Source organism: Bacillus massiliigorillae (assembly GCF_000380245.2).
Lineage (GTDB): Bacteria > Bacillota > Bacilli > Bacillales > DSM-1321 > Bacillus_AD > Bacillus_AD massiliigorillae.
Map to the genome: position 1 here is coordinate 1,647,014 of NZ_HG428741.1, position 14,997 is coordinate 1,662,010.

General features: G+C 33.5%; 15 protein-coding genes. 12 read left to right on the forward strand and 3 right to left on the reverse strand.

Translation table 11 applies throughout. The annotated features are described in order from the left end of the window. Nucleotides 1-196: 196 nt before the first annotated feature. From TX86_RS07630 to TX86_RS07645, 4 genes are all read left to right on the forward strand, one after another. Nucleotides 197-1,597, forward strand: coding sequence for a Na+/H+ antiporter NhaC family protein (locus TX86_RS07630; protein ID WP_042347696.1), 1,401 nt, complete (start codon nucleotides 197-199; stop codon nucleotides 1,595-1,597). A gap of 42 nt (nucleotides 1,598-1,639) precedes the next feature. After that, nucleotides 1,640-2,896: an amidohydrolase family protein gene (locus TX86_RS07635; RefSeq protein WP_042347698.1), complete on the forward strand. Its 1,257-nt coding sequence runs from the start codon at nucleotides 1,640-1,642 to the stop codon at nucleotides 2,894-2,896. A 369-nt stretch (nucleotides 2,897-3,265) separates the two neighbouring features. Continuing rightward, nucleotides 3,266-4,252, forward strand: coding sequence for a DMT family transporter (locus tag TX86_RS07640; RefSeq protein WP_052343589.1), 987 nt, complete (start codon nucleotides 3,266-3,268; stop codon nucleotides 4,250-4,252). Nucleotides 4,253-4,813: 561 nt separating this feature from the next. Next, nucleotides 4,814-5,299, forward strand: coding sequence for an SRPBCC family protein (locus tag TX86_RS07645; RefSeq protein WP_042347700.1), 486 nt, complete (start codon nucleotides 4,814-4,816; stop codon nucleotides 5,297-5,299). A 223-nt stretch (nucleotides 5,300-5,522) separates the two neighbouring features. Here the strand turns inward: TX86_RS07645 and yxiS are convergent, their stop codons facing one another. Then, on the reverse strand, nucleotides 5,523-5,822 hold the full coding sequence (gene yxiS / locus TX86_RS07650) for a protein YxiS (protein ID WP_042347702.1): 300 nt from the start codon (nucleotides 5,820-5,822) through the stop codon (nucleotides 5,523-5,525). A gap of 129 nt (nucleotides 5,823-5,951) precedes the next feature. After that, nucleotides 5,952-6,680, reverse strand: coding sequence for a hypothetical protein (locus TX86_RS07655; RefSeq protein ID WP_042347705.1), 729 nt, complete (start codon nucleotides 6,678-6,680; stop codon nucleotides 5,952-5,954). A 273-nt stretch (nucleotides 6,681-6,953) separates the two neighbouring features. Between TX86_RS07655 and map the strand changes: the two genes are divergently transcribed. From map to TX86_RS07680, 5 genes are all read left to right on the forward strand, one after another. Beyond that, the gene (gene map / locus TX86_RS07660; RefSeq protein WP_042347707.1) at nucleotides 6,954-7,706 is read left to right on the forward strand and encodes a type I methionyl aminopeptidase; all 753 of its coding nucleotides are present in this window, start codon (nucleotides 6,954-6,956) and stop codon (nucleotides 7,704-7,706) included. 137 nt (nucleotides 7,707-7,843) lie between these two features. After that, the gene (locus TX86_RS07665; protein WP_042347709.1) at nucleotides 7,844-8,044 is read left to right on the forward strand and encodes a DUF2197 domain-containing protein; all 201 of its coding nucleotides are present in this window, start codon (nucleotides 7,844-7,846) and stop codon (nucleotides 8,042-8,044) included. Nucleotides 8,045-8,201: 157 nt separating this feature from the next. Continuing rightward, nucleotides 8,202-8,516 (forward strand): lipase chaperone, encoded by a 315-nt coding sequence (locus TX86_RS07670; protein WP_042347711.1) that lies wholly within the window; start codon nucleotides 8,202-8,204, stop codon nucleotides 8,514-8,516. A gap of 191 nt (nucleotides 8,517-8,707) precedes the next feature. Beyond that, a complete protein-coding gene (locus tag TX86_RS07675) occupies nucleotides 8,708-9,517 on the forward strand; it encodes an FkbM family methyltransferase (RefSeq protein WP_042347713.1) in 810 nt (269 codons plus the stop codon). Between the two features lie 254 nt (nucleotides 9,518-9,771). Further along, nucleotides 9,772-10,626, forward strand: coding sequence for a patatin-like phospholipase family protein (locus TX86_RS07680; protein WP_042347715.1), 855 nt, complete (start codon nucleotides 9,772-9,774; stop codon nucleotides 10,624-10,626). A 68-nt stretch (nucleotides 10,627-10,694) separates the two neighbouring features. On the opposite strand, the gene TX86_RS07685 is transcribed toward TX86_RS07680, so the two are convergent. Next, nucleotides 10,695-12,071: an aminotransferase-like domain-containing protein gene (locus tag TX86_RS07685; protein WP_042347716.1), complete on the reverse strand. Its 1,377-nt coding sequence runs from the start codon at nucleotides 12,069-12,071 to the stop codon at nucleotides 10,695-10,697. A 161-nt stretch (nucleotides 12,072-12,232) separates the two neighbouring features. On the opposite strand from TX86_RS07685, the gene TX86_RS07690 reads away from it, so the two are divergent. From TX86_RS07690 to TX86_RS07695, 3 genes are all read left to right on the forward strand, one after another. Beyond that, a complete protein-coding gene (locus TX86_RS07690; RefSeq protein ID WP_042347718.1) occupies nucleotides 12,233-13,135 on the forward strand; it encodes a DMT family transporter in 903 nt (300 codons plus the stop codon). Between the two features lie 59 nt (nucleotides 13,136-13,194). Next, the gene (locus TX86_RS26640) at nucleotides 13,195-13,371 is read left to right on the forward strand and encodes a hypothetical protein (protein ID WP_439096748.1); all 177 of its coding nucleotides are present in this window, start codon (nucleotides 13,195-13,197) and stop codon (nucleotides 13,369-13,371) included. Between the two features lie 271 nt (nucleotides 13,372-13,642). Next, nucleotides 13,643-14,845, forward strand: coding sequence for a macrolide family glycosyltransferase (locus tag TX86_RS07695; RefSeq protein WP_042347719.1), 1,203 nt, complete (start codon nucleotides 13,643-13,645; stop codon nucleotides 14,843-14,845). The last annotated feature ends 152 nt before the right edge of the window (nucleotides 14,846-14,997 follow it).

Below are 14,997 nucleotides of genomic sequence, written 5' to 3' on the forward strand. Positions count from 1 at the left end.
GTCTTTTCCATTACAAAATAAAGAAAGGCTGTTTAAACAGAGAAATTTAGTGTGAAAGGAATTTAATGAAATACATCTAGAGTAGTAGAGATGATCATACATAGTTTACTCTTCATTCAAAGATAAAAACCTTCCGTGAATAAACAGAATTTTCAGTTTTAAATAATTTTATAATCTCTTAAAGGGAGGAATTTAATTGGAGAGCTTTGGGTGGTGGAGTTTAATTCCTACGCTTTGCGTATTGATTATTGCTTTTTCAACGAGAAGAACACTTGAATCTTTGTTGGCTGGAGCAGTGATTGGATTCATTATTTTGGAGAAACAAAACTTCTTTCCGGCAATGGTCGATTCCCTTTTAGCTACAATGGGAGATCCAACAGTCGGTTGGATTACACTTATCATTGTGTTTTTCGGAGGTTTTATTGCCCTTCTTGTAAAGTCTGGAGGTGCACTGGCATTTGGAAATTATGTTGCAGCAAGAATTAAATCTAAAAAAGGAGCATTGCTTGCAACATGGATCATGGGGCTTATTATCTTTATCGATGATTACTTAAATGCATTAGTATTGGGGACCGCAATGCAAAGGGTAACCGATAAGTATCGTATCTCAAGAGAATATTTAGCTTATATTATTCATTCAACTGCCGCACCCGTTTGTGTCATTGTTCCAATATCAACATGGGCAGTATTTGTATCTGGTATATTTGAAAAAAATGGGGTCGTTGCAGAAGGATTGGGAGGGGCGGCCTATATACAAACCATTCCTTTAATTTTATATGGATGGGTTGCGATTTTAGTTGTTGTATTATCTATTTTTGGAATTATACCTAAATTAGGTCAAATGAAAAAAGCGGAATTAAGAGCTGAAACAACAGGGATATGTATCCCAGAGAGTAAAAAAAATATGCATGATGAAGTAGCAGCAACTAGTGAGGATACTTTCAATGGTGATTCGGCTGGTATTTCGAAAAATATTGAAAAGCCTAGAATGATAAACTTTATTATTCCAATAGCGGTATTAATTTTTTATACATGGTTTTCAGGAATTGATTTATTACAAGGTATTATCGTTGCAGTCCTTGTGACAATAGCCATGTTATTTGTACAACGTTTGATGGGTCTGCGTGAGTTATTTGATACCTTTATTGAAGGAACTAAACCGATGATTTATATTGTCATGATGTTTGTTGCCTCATTTATGTTAGTAGAGGCGAATGACCAGTTGGGGGTAACGACATTTGTTATCGAACAGGTAAAGCCTCTGATGAACGCAGAATTCTTACCTGTAGTAGCATTTATTTCATTGTCTTTAGTAGCTTTTGCAACAGGGGCAATTTGGGGAATTTATGCCATTACACTTCCAATTATCATTCCTCTTGCCCAAGCAGTTGGTGCAGATCTTTGGCTATCAGTTGGAGCTGTTATTTCAGCAGGTGCTTTTGGAAGTCATCTTTGTCCATATGGGGATTCTACTCTAATATGTGCTACGGCTTCAGGAATCGAGCCAATGACACATACATTAACTCAAATGCCTTATGTAATACTTAGTGGACTTATAACAGCAGTATTCTATGTAGTTTTAGGATTTGTTATGTAATCAAATATAAATATTAATATTAAGTAAAGGATGTATGAATTTATGACTACTTCATATTGGCTAAAAAATGTTTTGCTAGAGAGCGGATATCATTATCAAAATGGTTTGATAGAAGAAACAATCACAGAAGTATCTCATATCCGAATTGAGGATGGGATGATAATGGAAATTATTCCTGCATTTGAACCAATAAAAGATGATCTACCACAAAAGGATGCTAATAGGTTACTAATGCTTCCATCTTTTCAAGATATGCATATGCATTTAGATAAAACACATTATGGAGGTCCGTGGAAAGCACCCAAGCCATTTACTAGTATTTTTGGACGTCTAGAAGAAGAAAAGGAGTTGTTACCTCGCCTATTGCCAGTAGCGGAAGAGAGAGCTGAAAAAATAATAGACCTTCATTTGCAAAATGGATCAACCCATATTCGTGCCCAGGTAAATGTAGATCCGATAATAGAACTCAAAAATCTTGAGGCTGTTACACGTGCCTTACATTCATATGACGACAAACTGTCATATGAGCTTGTCGCATTTCCTCAGCATGGCCTCTTACGTAGTAATTCTGTTAGATTAGTACGAGAAGCGCTTAAAAGGGGAGCTACTCATGTTGGAGGCGTTGATCCTGCAACTGTAGATGAAGACATTGAGAAATCTCTATATACAATGTTTGATTTAGCAGTAGAGGCTGATGCAGGTATTGATTTACATTTGCATGACAAAGGTCATTTAGGAATCTATACAATGAAGCGTTTGGCCGCTTATACAGAAGAGGCAGGTTGGCAGGGGAGAGTAGCTATTGGACATGGCTTTGGCTTAGGAGAAGTTAGTTTAGAAGAAGCAGGAGAAATGGCTGAAATATTAGCTAAAGCTGGAATTGACCTTGCCTCTACTGTACCTTTTGAAGCTGGATTTTCAACTCCACCAATACCGTTACTTCATCAAAAAGGAGTAAAGGTTTCACTGGCAAATGATAGCATCATTGATCATTGGGAAGCTTTTGGAACAGGTGACATGCTTTATAAGGCAAGTATTATGGCAGAGCGTTTTTCTTGGATTGATGAGCAATCATTAGGAAAAGCACTTTCATTTGTTACTGGAGGAATCATACCACTGAATTCAAATGGAGAACGGGTTTGGCCAAAAGTGGGTGATAGAGCGAATGCTGTATTTGTTGAAGCAAGTTGTTCAGCTGAGGCAGTTGGAAGAAGAGCGAAGCGTAAAGCAACAATGTTTAAAGGAAACATTGTTGCAGGAAATTTAGCTGGTAAAGATATTGAAAAAACAGTGCAGTAGCGTCTGGATAACAGTATAAAAAGAGAGGTGTGTTTATAGTTAAATGGAAGCTATCCTCTTTAATAGACTTCTCGATAAACATTGGACTAAATGTTTAGAACTTATGTAGGATAGGAGCTGGCTTCAATCCGTTTTTCAAAATCCGTCAGAGGATTGACCTAAAATGAAAACTTCCAATTATGGCCGAGAACAAATCGTGAATACGTAAACTGCGCATTTGATCAATAGAATCTTCACAACTTCCTCATTTATAGGAATTCTAACAACTAGATTATCATTGATGATCACATGGTTAAATGGGTGATTCATTTGGATGGTCGTAATTACAGACCTCATTACGGAGAATACTTGTAGAGTGAGGAAAAAGAAATGGGGCAATCTGTAAAATATTTTTCATATGGCCATAAGAAGCCGCAGATCTTAGTAAAGACATATGCACTGCTATTATTTTGTGTAATATGTTGGGGCAGTAACTTTATATTCGGCACGATCTTGGTTGATGTCTTTGATCCGATTGCCATCGCTTGTTTACGCCTTATTTTTATTAATATATTTTTGTGGGGTGTAGGTTGGAGATTTGTTAGAAGGAATCGGATCCCATTACGTATCCTCTTTATGCTTGCTGGGGCAGGATTTATAGGGGTCACAGTAAATCAATGGACCTTTTATGCAAGCTTGCAACATTCTAATCCAGTGAATGCTGCTATTATTTTAGCGCTTGCACCAATGATGACATCTCTGATCACTTTTTTCTATTTGAAAGAAAGACGAAAGGCTGTTTATTGGATTGGAGTAGTTGTTGGATTTATCGGAGTATCGTTTGTTGTAACAAATGGAAATGGATTAGTTGTGTCCGTGGGAAAAGGAGAACTGCTTATTACGTTGACAATGCTCTCCTTCTCTGTTTTTCTTGTCATCGTTCAGCAGCTCTCGAAAAAGCTAGAGCCAATTATTATTACCTTATATACCAACATGTTTGGTTTACTCTTATTTATCCCTTTTATTCGTGTTGATTTGATTGAGCAATCCATGCATATAGATATTAAATATTGGATGCTGCTCGTCGTTACAGCTATCTTGATGCATGGTATCTGCACGATACTTTGGAATGCATCGGTTCAAAAAGTAGGTGCCACAAATGCTTCGATGCTGCTCAATTTGGAACCCTTTATAGTAATGGTTGTTGGATACATCGTGCTTCAAGAAAAGGTTCAATTGATCCAGTTAGTGGGGGTTTTCCTCATTATTTCAGGTGTCATTATGGGAACACGTGGGAGTGAGGTGAAAGATTCCAGTATAATGGAAGGGAATTGTGAAGTGGGGAAAAATAGTAAGTTAACTAGGACAAATATATGAAGAAAACAATATGGGCCCCTACCGTCAAAACGCAGATATTATACGCTAAGGAACTTTTCAGAATTTGTTTTTCACAATTAATCATTGACCTTTTATAAAAAAAGTGGATATACGTTCGTATATTCTATCAAGACTTAAGTTAATAAATGAAAGGACAATACAGTTTATTATGAATACTGAGTTATGTCCTTTCTTTTTTTGAGTAAAGTAACTATGGTTTAGTATGAATATTCTTATATTTAGTTTGATTAACTTGCTTCTCAAGCACGTATTCTCCTAATTGATTTAAAAGAAAGTTTTTTTCTTCATCTTCCGTTCTTACACTTTTTACATTATTTTCTTCTTCAGCTATAATACGAACAGTTGCATTAGTGAAACAAAGAAGACAGGTTAGAACTGTCTCTCTTTTATGAAGCTGAAGCTGTTAGCAATAATGTTTACGAACGAACAAAGCCAAAACATAAAATAACATATTATTCATTAAAATATGTCTATTATGAGAGGGGGATAGATTTAGTAAGAGTTTTATCTTATCATACACACTCTTACTAAAGATAAAATATGTTAGCAGCAATAGAACAAATTGAAGATGGATACATTGCTCAATTTCAACGACCATTCAAGCATTCAGCAAATCATGTTTGGGCAGCATTAACGGAAAATAATCAGTTAGCCATTTGGATGTCAAATCTTCAAGTTGTAGATTTGAGGAAGAATGGGAATATCAAATTTAATATGAATGACGGTACAGGGAAGTCTTTGAATATGAAGATTACAGATTTTGAAGATAACTCTATAGTAGAATTTGAGTGGGGTAATGGTAAAGTTCGTTTTGAAGTAGTCGCTACAGAAGAGGGCTGCATTTTACTAATGCATGAGTTCCTTCCGATTATTAACGATCATACACCGAAAGATTTAGCGGGTTGGCATGTGTGTTTACAGATATTAAGTGAGCTTTTAGATGGCAAAGTTATAGACTTTCCAAAGGATGAATGGGAATTTTGGTATGAGAAATATATTGAACTAACTAAAAATATGAACGAGTAAGTTTACATAGGGGAGAAGGTCAGAATACTTAAGTAATGAATTAATATAAAAGCCTATATGTCTAGAAGCTGTTGGTAATACTATCATATTTTTAATGTCTGATAAATCAAAAAATATACGGCTGCTACTTTTGATATGAATAATGGCAGTTATTTAAGATGAGGGATAAATTAGGTGAATAAATTTTTACCTGATGATTGGTGGGAGTGCCCCACCAATCAAACTATTTATGTAGTTTTTTCATTTCTTCAGAAACGACCATTGCTAAATCATCATTTCCAAACAGTGAAAGGACACCTAATAATGTTTCGTTCGCAATTTCTCCCGCTTCCTCTTTAGGAACTGTTAGAGAAATTGCATCTTGTAGTGCGTAATTAGTTGATTGATTCGGATATGCTCTTAAATAGACTTCTTCTGGGTTTAAGTCATGGTTTACACACCATTGTGCAAAGATGAGAATCATCATTTTCTCGTCGTTTTGAAAGTTATGGATGATTTGTTCTTCAAGTTCTTTTTTGTTCATTGTTGGACTCCTTCTAGATTATCATACCTATAGTATAGCGAAATTTATTTATATAAAGTGAGCTTTTTCTTTAAATAATATAACAGAAAAGCAATCCATCATTAAGAAGGATTGCTAGTCAAGATCATTTTAAAAATCACGGCGCAATTCATTTTCTTCTAATGGAACTCCACCATCACTATAATCGATTATGAATGTTCCATGTTTAAGGATGTTGTATGCTTGGGCTGATTGAATGACTTCATTTATTAAGGCTTCATCTTTTTTCTCTTGATGGCGAGGAATGGTTATGCGAATGGTTGGTGACAATTCGAAATCTGTATAATTGTTGGGATGATTCGGATTTAGTTTCAAAGCTTTTACAAATTCTTCTTCGAGATATGCATTTATTTCGATATTATCTTTCATTTTATCTCTTATTTCATCATAATCGTCACTATCAATGATAGGTTTAACTTCTTTATTAGTAAGCGACTTTCCGAACGCCTTTTCAATCGATGGTTTAATTGCTTTTGCAATATCATTTTCCCATTTATCGATGATGAATGTGTCTTCCATTTCATTTGTTTCGCTATTTTGATAAACAAGAAATTCTGTCCCGGTTTTCTCATGGTGCACTTTAGCAGCGTATTCGAATCCATTGAAATTTCCCATATTGTCGTATAAAGTGTCAAAAATAGTTACTTTATCTTGAAATGTTTTATCTATATATTCCTTAGCAAGTGTAATTACTTTTTTTTCTTCTTTTGAATCACTTCTCATATCAAGTATAAATGAAAAAATGAGAAGACCTATAGCTAGCAGTAATACAGCAAAAATTGTTCCAACTATTATCACAAGCTTTTTGATTTTACTCATCATATCCCCCCTAATTTAATTCTATATACTGAACGAATGAATAGTTAAAAAAGTTGCAAGTAGGAATTTTATAATGGTTTGATTCTTTTTCATCAGTAGAAATTAAAAAATAGTAGTGGTATGATGAATAATACAGTGAAATTATATTTAATGATTGTTTTTAAGTAACAACCATTGATAACTAATCGCTTCAATGAAGTGTTTTTTGGACAATGAGATTTAGTCTGTTAAATGCTTAATAGAAGTAAGGATTCTAAACAGAGGTGGATAAAAGTGATAGTAAAGTCAGAAGCAGATCTTAGAGGCCTTAAAGAAATTGGGCAAATTGTGGCGACAATTAGAGAAGAAATGGTGAAGGCAACAAAACCAAATGTAACAACATTAGAGCTAGATGAATTAGCGGGTGCTTTATTTGAGAAATACGGTGCAATCTCAGCTCCGAAAAATGAAGTCGACTTTCCAGGATATACTTGTATTTGTGTAAATGAAGAAGTGGCTCATGGCATTCCAAGTAAACGTGTCATTCAAGAAGGTGACTTAATAAATATAGATGTTTCAGCTTCTAAAAATGGTTATTTTGCAGATACTGGTATTTCTTTTGTTGTTGGTCAAGGTGATCAGAAGCTACATGATTTATGTGCAGCAGCAGAAAAAGTATTTGAAGCTGGTTTGAAGAAGTTTAAAGTCGGTTCTAAATTAAATGGTGTTGGTAAAGCTGTATACAATACCGCTAAACAAAATGGGTATACAGTAATCAAAAATTTAACAGGTCATGGTGTAGGTACAGCGCTTCATGAAGCACCTGATCATATTTTGAATTATTATGATCCTCAAGATAATGCATTATTTAAAGAAGGAATGGTTATTGCATTTGAACCATTCGTTTCAACAGGAGCAGAAGAAGTATTTACAGGAGATGATGGCTGGACATTTACAACAGCTGATAAGAGCTCTGTTGTACAAATCGAGCATACATTAATTGTTACGAAAAATGGTCCAGTAATTATTACTGGAGAAACATTTTAAATAAGAGAATAATTTTTAAAGAAATGCACAAATCATTTTAGATTTGTGCATTTCTTTTTGTTTGGAATATGAAACTGAATATTGGAAATATAATGTAAATAAAAGCTCGTATTTTTAGGGGATGAGGTGTGTAAGAGATGGGACAGTACCAAAAGTATTATGTTGAAATCCAATGTACTGCGTGTAAGAGAATATTCAATGTTGAAGAAGATGAACGGGGTTATCAAAACTTCAAAGAAAATCGTGAGTTTAGATATTTCTGTAATGAATGTAAAGAGGTTATTGAAAAAGAAGCCTTATTTAACTTAATTTTTAAATTAAGAAAAGAATATTTGTGAAGTTTTTTTTGCTATTTTGAGAACTTATTACTTTTAAAGTTTATGAGATACTTTTATGGGGGTAATTGTAGAACAATAGAAATTATTACAGTTATTCAACTGCAATACATTATTTTAGAATAATAATCGAATATTTAATTTAAGGTTGGTGAAGATAATGTTAGTACATAAAGAATTTGTTGAAAAGATTTATCAATATCAAAACCTTGTTAATGAAATGGAAGAAGTAGAAAGAGAGATTGAAACTTTCATATTGAAAGACTCAACTTTAAACTCCGCAGAACAGTCAAACGTTTGGAAAGAAATCCGAATAATCCTTAAAAATAGTGCTATTTCCAATGATCCAGAGTTAGCCATTGCTCAGCTAGATTTAATGATCGCTCAAATCAAAGTAAAAAAACTTACCGAAAGAGCAGTTGCGACAAAGCCTAAAAATGTTTTATTATTTGATGAATTGAGTAATGCTGAATAATTTATTTCATTAACAGAAACATCATTATTCCTTAATGATGTTTTTTTGTTTGTTACCTTTCAAAGTAATTCACATACTATTGAATATACTGAATATAATCAATTCAGTATAAAGTGTAAGATTTTAGAATAGATGTTGGACGAATTATTTAATGAAAGCATGTAAACAGACATGAAAAGGTGGTTATCATTATGCATGGCACTTATATTGGGCAGGGGAGAATGTTAATAAAACCTGTATGGGGAGGTCATTTAATTGTTTCAGCTAATGATTTGAGTATTACTCCTTATTTAATTACCTCAGGTATTTTTGAAGCTCCTTTGACTCATTTTTTGATTAAAACGATAAAAGCCGGGAATATTGTTTTTGATATTGGTGCAAATAGCGGCTATTATACAACATTATTAGGAATTCTTGTTGGCCCGACAGGTAAAGTAATTGCCTATGAACCTGATCCAAAAATGTTTGAATTACTATGTGATAATGTGGGTACGAATTATTTACATGCCCAAGCAGAACTTAAGCAAAAGGCTGTATATTCCGTTCATACCGACTTAACATTACATGTGTCAGATAAATTTCCAGGACATAATTCTATTTACAAAAGAGAAAGCGCTGAATTGAAGGATTTTGATAGTCGATTTGATCAGAAGGTCAATGAAATAAGTGTTCAAGCTGATATGCTAGATGATTATATTGATATGTATCCGAAAATTGAATTAATTAAAATGGATATTGAAGGAGGAGAATACCAGGCGTTTTTAGGAATGAAGAAACTAATTGAGAAAAACAATGTAAATATAATTGTGTTTGAATGGAGTCGTCAAGCTTTAGGGATATACGCTAATTCAATGGCAACATTATTGCAAGAAATAGCCGATAAGACAAATAAGGTGTTTTATGTATTAAGTCCAAATGGTGACCCTGTTCGTACAACAGTAGATATGTTTAAGGAAGTGGAATTCCTTCATAATGTTTTACTAGCAAATCCGTTAGATTAAGTATAAGTATTAGCCGTTAATTATTACTGTAATTCCAAAATAAGAAACAGTTGTAATTTTTGAGTAAATTACTGTTTCTTATTTTCATATAATGGTATGGTTATTTTATTCCGTTTTGTTTAGTGAAATTTCAATATAATAGCAGTATATTATTATAGATGAAAATGCGATGTGCAAGGGCAACTAAACAGAGAATAACCGCAATAATTAGATTAATATATGAAATTTTATTAAGGAAGAGTGGAGGTAATCACATGACAAATGAGAAAGTTGGTTTAGTATTAGAAGGAGGAGGAATGAGAGGATTATATACAATTGGAGTTTTGGATTGGTTCTTAGATCAAAAAATAACAACTGATTATGTGGTCGGTGTCTCTGCAGGTGCCTGTCATGGAGTTTCATATGTATCCAAACAACGTGGCAGAAGTTACCGTGTAAATACGAATTTTTTAAATGATAAACGGTATGTTAGCTTTTCGAATTACATAAAAACAAAATCTATGTTTGGTATGGACTTCATATTTGATGAGATTCCACATAAATTAGAACTTTTTGATTATGATGCATTTCACGCATCACCTTGTGAATATGTTACGGGGGTAACAGATGTAAGCACAGGACAACCTCATTATTTTGGCAAGGAAGAGTTAGATTATGATTCAACTATTATACGCGCATCGTCTTCTATTCCTGTCTTTTCTCCTATTGTAGAATATAAAGGTGGAAAATATCTTGATGGTGGTACTTCTGATCCGATTCCAGTCCGTAAAGCGATAGAAGATGGCTGTGATAAAGTCATTATTGTCTTAACGAGAGAAAGAGGCTATGTAAAAACACCGGAAAAATTCCGTTTTGTATATAAACGTATGTTTAAAGACTATCCTGAAATGATTCATCTTCTTGATAGACGTCATGAAATCTATAATGAAACATTGGGCTATATTAGTAAACTTGAAAAAGAAGGCAAGGCACTTGTTATAGCACCAAGTTCGCCGATTACAATTAGTCGTTTTGAAAAAAATCTGGACAAGCTTGAAGATATCTATCAAATGGGCTTAGATGATGCAAAGACGGCTGTTGCACCTTTATCAGAAATAATAAATTTATAACTAATTTATAAGGATAGATAAGGTAGATTGAAAAATCACTTTATCTATCTTTTTTATAATTAACCGTACTAAAAATGTAAAAATTTATTTGGAGTCGGGTGATATTTTCTACTGTCAAGAAAAGTAATACATTGAGTCAATCGTTCTATCCCTATTTTTATTTTACTCTCGTTCACTTGAGAGATACTTAATCGAAGGATATTTTCCTTTTTATATTCTGGTAAAAACATTCTAGATGCATCATCAACATATATTTGCTGCTCATTTAGCATATGAACTACTTGATTTGCTGTCACATTAGCTGGCAAACTGATGGATAGATAGAATCCTGAAGTTGGTTTAGTAAATTGAGTATTATCTGGTAGCAATAATGCACATGCTTCTTGAAGAATGTGCATTTTAGCACTGTATACCTCTTTTATTTTTTTGAGATGGCTATAAAACATACCACTTTTCAAATAGATATCTAGGGCACCTTGAGAAAGTGTGGAACTATTAAAATCCGAACTGAATTTATAGCGCAAAAAATTATTAATCATTACTGTTGGAAGTACGACAGAAGCTATTCTTAATCCAGGGAGAAATATTTTCGAAAAGCTTTTAATATATATCACTCTTCCAGAAGGATTAAAAGAAAATAAAGGATCTGACTTTGTATTCAGATCAAGGTCTCCTAAAAAATCATCTTCGATTATATAGACATCATATTTTTCAGCTAGCTCAACGATTTTTTTCTTTTCACTATTTGAGTAACTATGTCCAAGTGGATTGTGAAATCTCGGGATAATGTAGAAAAACTTTATATCATTATTTCGAAAAATGTATTCCAGACGATCCAAATCAATTCCATTCATTGATAGCTCTATGCCAAAAGTAGTTGCTTGGTGTAGATTGATAGACTCAATTAATCCGAAATATGTAGGCTGTTCAATAAGAATATTGTTTTTTCCATTTGGAAATGGCATAGAAACTAATAAATTTAGAGCTTGCTGTGAGCCAGAAACAATGACTACTCTTTCAGGCTGAGTAAAAACTTGTAATTCTTGTAAATACTTCACTAACTGCACTCGTAAAGAGTAAAGACCTTGTTGATCAGAGTATGTAAGAATCTCTTCCTTGTATTGTTCAATAGCTTTATTCATACAATGTTGAAACTCTATAATAGGCATAACGTTCTTATCTGGACCAGCAGATAAGAAGTCAATTACATCATATTCATTTGTCACATTTTGAAATTCATTTACAACATAATAGCCGCTTTTAGGAACAGAGTATATTAAGTGTTCTTTTTCAAGTTCGGTGTAAGCTTTAATAACTGTATTTTTACTACATGATAAATCCTCCGATAACTGGCGAACTGATGGTAGTTTACTACCTGCAACGAGCGATCCAACTTTAAGCTGCATTTTAATTTTGTTCATTATCTCCATATATTTTGAGCTCATATTCTTTATCCTCCTTCATCTGTACCGGTACAGATGGGTAAAACAATCGTTTATTTTTATTTTGTATACATATTAATATGTTAATAATATCAAAGTTGTTTTCGGAAAAGTCAGGAAATGATGCAGATATGGTACAAAATATACAGATAGGGGTTGTTTACATGCAAAGAGAAACTAGAAAGAAATATGGATTAATGTTGGGATTATTAGGAGTTATTTGTTTTAGTTTAACACTCCCCTCTACAAGCATTGCAGTAGAGTATTTTGGAACTACGGTCGTTGGTTTAGGAAGAACAGTAGTAGCCGCTTTTTTAGTAGCTTTGGTGTTTATTGTTCGAAAAGAAAAACTCCCTTCCCTTCGCCAATTCAAAAGTCTAATTATTGTTGCTATTGGTGCAGTTTTAGGTTTTCCTCTCCTCACTTCTTGGGCAATGAAATCCTTGCCGGTTTCTCATGGAGCTGTGGAAGTAGCTCTGCTACCATTAGCAACAACAGCATTTGCTATGTTTAGAGCAGGGGAAATTCCTTCTTTGAAATTTTGGATTTCAAGTATAATCGGCTCTACAGCAGTTATTATCTATGCACTTCATCTGGGATTTGGTCAATTGCAATTTGCAGATTTGGCTTTACTTACAGCGGTGCTAATTCTTGGTCTTAGCTATGCAGAAGGTGGGAGATTAGCTAAAGAATTAGGTAGTTGGCAAGTAATTGCTTGGGCAATCATGATTGGTGCTCCATTTTTTATTATTCCAGTTGGACTAAACATTACAACTGAAATGTTCCATGCTCCCATAAAAGCTTGGGTAAGTTTCATTTATCTCGCAGTGGTTAGTCAATTTCTATCATATGTCGCTTGGTATAGTGGAATGGCTATAGGTGGAATAGCTAGTGTTAGTCAGATTCAATATTTACAACCATTTTTGATGATTCTGTTTTCAACGGTATTTCTAGACGAATCCATCACATTATTCACTCTAGTAATATCAGTGATTGTTGTGTTCTCAGTAATAATCGGCAAAAATGCTCCCGTATCAAAAAAGGGAGCTGCATTAGAGAAAAACTAACTGCATTTCAATTCAGATAGCTAAATCATTAAAGGTTGAAATTGAGTGACATGTAACTTATGAATAGGTGTATTGTATTAAATGAAAAGTTTGTCATTAATATAGAAGGAAAAGCAAAGTTAAGTCAAAATCATCCATTGCAGAGACAGGAGTTAATTATTCATCAACTGGAACAGAGTTCAAATACAGTTGAGCAACAGATTTCATTATTAATGAAAGCAAATATAAAAAAATAGTTTTGTAAGTTACCTCACTAATGGGTAGATAAATTACTTCAATATCAGGAGCTTAGCTTAATAGCTGAAATTATTAAGTATAAGCTCTTTTCTTGTTAGATAACTCTTGAATTCAGCTATTTTTTATATTGTGTTTTTGCAATTACAGTAAAATTCCTAATTTCTTGTTAAAAACACATTCAGTGCATTAACATAGTTAAGCAGAGATAGAGGATGGTGACCTAACCTCTAATAAAATGTTGGAAATATCTTTATCTAAGGAGTGGTAGAATTGGCACGTGTTTTATTTATTAATGGTGGATCTGAAGGACATATCAATCCAACTATTGGAGTAGTGGAAGAGCTTATTTCGCGTGGTGAAGAGGTAGTGTACTTTACAATAGAAGCTTTTCGAGAGCGTATTGAGAAAACAGGAGCTACTGTACGAACTTTTGACGGTCAAAAATTTATCAAAGCCTTTATCTCAGGTGGAAGAAATCATTTACTTGAAAGAGTCAATGGTCTTTTACATACAGCTGATATAATCATACCTGAAGTTCTTGAACAGATTAAAGGGGAACATTTTGATTACATTATTCACGATTCGATGTTTGGATGTGGACGTTTATTTGCCCAAATCCTTAAGCTTCCTGCAATTAATTCATGTACATCTTTTGCAGAGACAGAAATATCATTCGATAGAACAATAGAACAACTTTCAAAAAATGTCCCTACAGAAATGTTAAAAAAGATAAATGATGATTTTCAAAACTTAACAACAAAAATTAAAGAAAAATATGATATTGAAATTACTTCTCCTTATGAAGTTTTTTGTAACCCTGCACCACTTACAATTGTTTATACAACTAGGGAATTCCAACCTTTTGGTGAAGCGTTTGACCAAACATATATATTTGTAGGTCCATCCATTTCGCCACGATTAACTTCAGATGACTTAGACCTTTCATCAATCGTGGGAAAAAGCGTAATTTACATTTCACGAGGTACGGTTATTAACCAAGCCATTGATTTCTACAAGCTTTGTTTAAAGGCGTTTGGGAACACTAATTATACAGTTATCATGTCTATAGGGGAACAAACACAACTAGGAAAATTGGGAGATATCCCAGAAAACTTCATCGTGAAAAATTATGTTCCACAAACGGAAGTGCTAAAACACACTAAATTATTTATTACACATGGAGGAATGAATAGTACTAATGAAGGTCTATATTATGGAGTGCCGCTCATTGTAATCCCACAAAGTGCGGATCAGCCGATAATTGCGGAGCAAGTCACCAATATTGGAGCAGGTATCCAATTACAAATGGAAAGTTTGACAGCAAATCAATTATATGAAGTTGCAGAGAATTTGTTAAATGACCCATCTTACGCTGGAACTGTTGCAAATCTTAGAGAATCTTTTCAAAAATCGGGTGGATATCACAAAGCTGTTGATGAGATTTTTAAATTTAAAAGACAATACGATATCTAAATATACAATTTTCAAGCTACTAATAATGGTAGCTTTTTTTAATGATAAGAATTTATAAAATTTGGCGTGGCTATTTTTACATTGAATCAAATTCAAGGTGTAAAGCATTTATGAAAAAGGATCGGTGACTGTTTTTTAATTAATTTAAGAAT

Coding starts and splice junctions, on each gene's coding strand:
- TX86_RS07635 (WP_042347698.1), top strand. CDS start 1,640: ATGACTACTTCATATTGGCTAAAAAATGTTTTGCTAGAGAGCGGATAT.
- TX86_RS07640 (WP_052343589.1), top strand. CDS start 3,266: ATGGGGCAATCTGTAAAATATTTTTCATATGGCCATAAGAAGCCGCAG.
- TX86_RS07645 (WP_042347700.1), top strand. CDS start 4,814: ATGTTAGCAGCAATAGAACAAATTGAAGATGGATACATTGCTCAATTT.
- yxiS (WP_042347702.1), bottom strand. CDS start 5,822: ATGAACAAAAAAGAACTTGAAGAACAAATCATCCATAACTTTCAAAAC.
- TX86_RS07655 (WP_042347705.1), bottom strand. CDS start 6,680: ATGAGTAAAATCAAAAAGCTTGTGATAATAGTTGGAACAATTTTTGCT.
- TX86_RS07665 (WP_042347709.1), top strand. CDS start 7,844: ATGGGACAGTACCAAAAGTATTATGTTGAAATCCAATGTACTGCGTGT.
- TX86_RS07670 (WP_042347711.1), top strand. CDS start 8,202: ATGTTAGTACATAAAGAATTTGTTGAAAAGATTTATCAATATCAAAAC.
- TX86_RS07675 (WP_042347713.1), top strand. CDS start 8,708: ATGCATGGCACTTATATTGGGCAGGGGAGAATGTTAATAAAACCTGTA.
- TX86_RS07680 (WP_042347715.1), top strand. CDS start 9,772: ATGACAAATGAGAAAGTTGGTTTAGTATTAGAAGGAGGAGGAATGAGA.
- TX86_RS07685 (WP_042347716.1), bottom strand. CDS start 12,071: ATGAGCTCAAAATATATGGAGATAATGAACAAAATTAAAATGCAGCTT.
- TX86_RS07690 (WP_042347718.1), top strand. CDS start 12,233: ATGCAAAGAGAAACTAGAAAGAAATATGGATTAATGTTGGGATTATTA.
- TX86_RS26640 (WP_439096748.1), top strand. CDS start 13,195: ATGAATAGGTGTATTGTATTAAATGAAAAGTTTGTCATTAATATAGAA.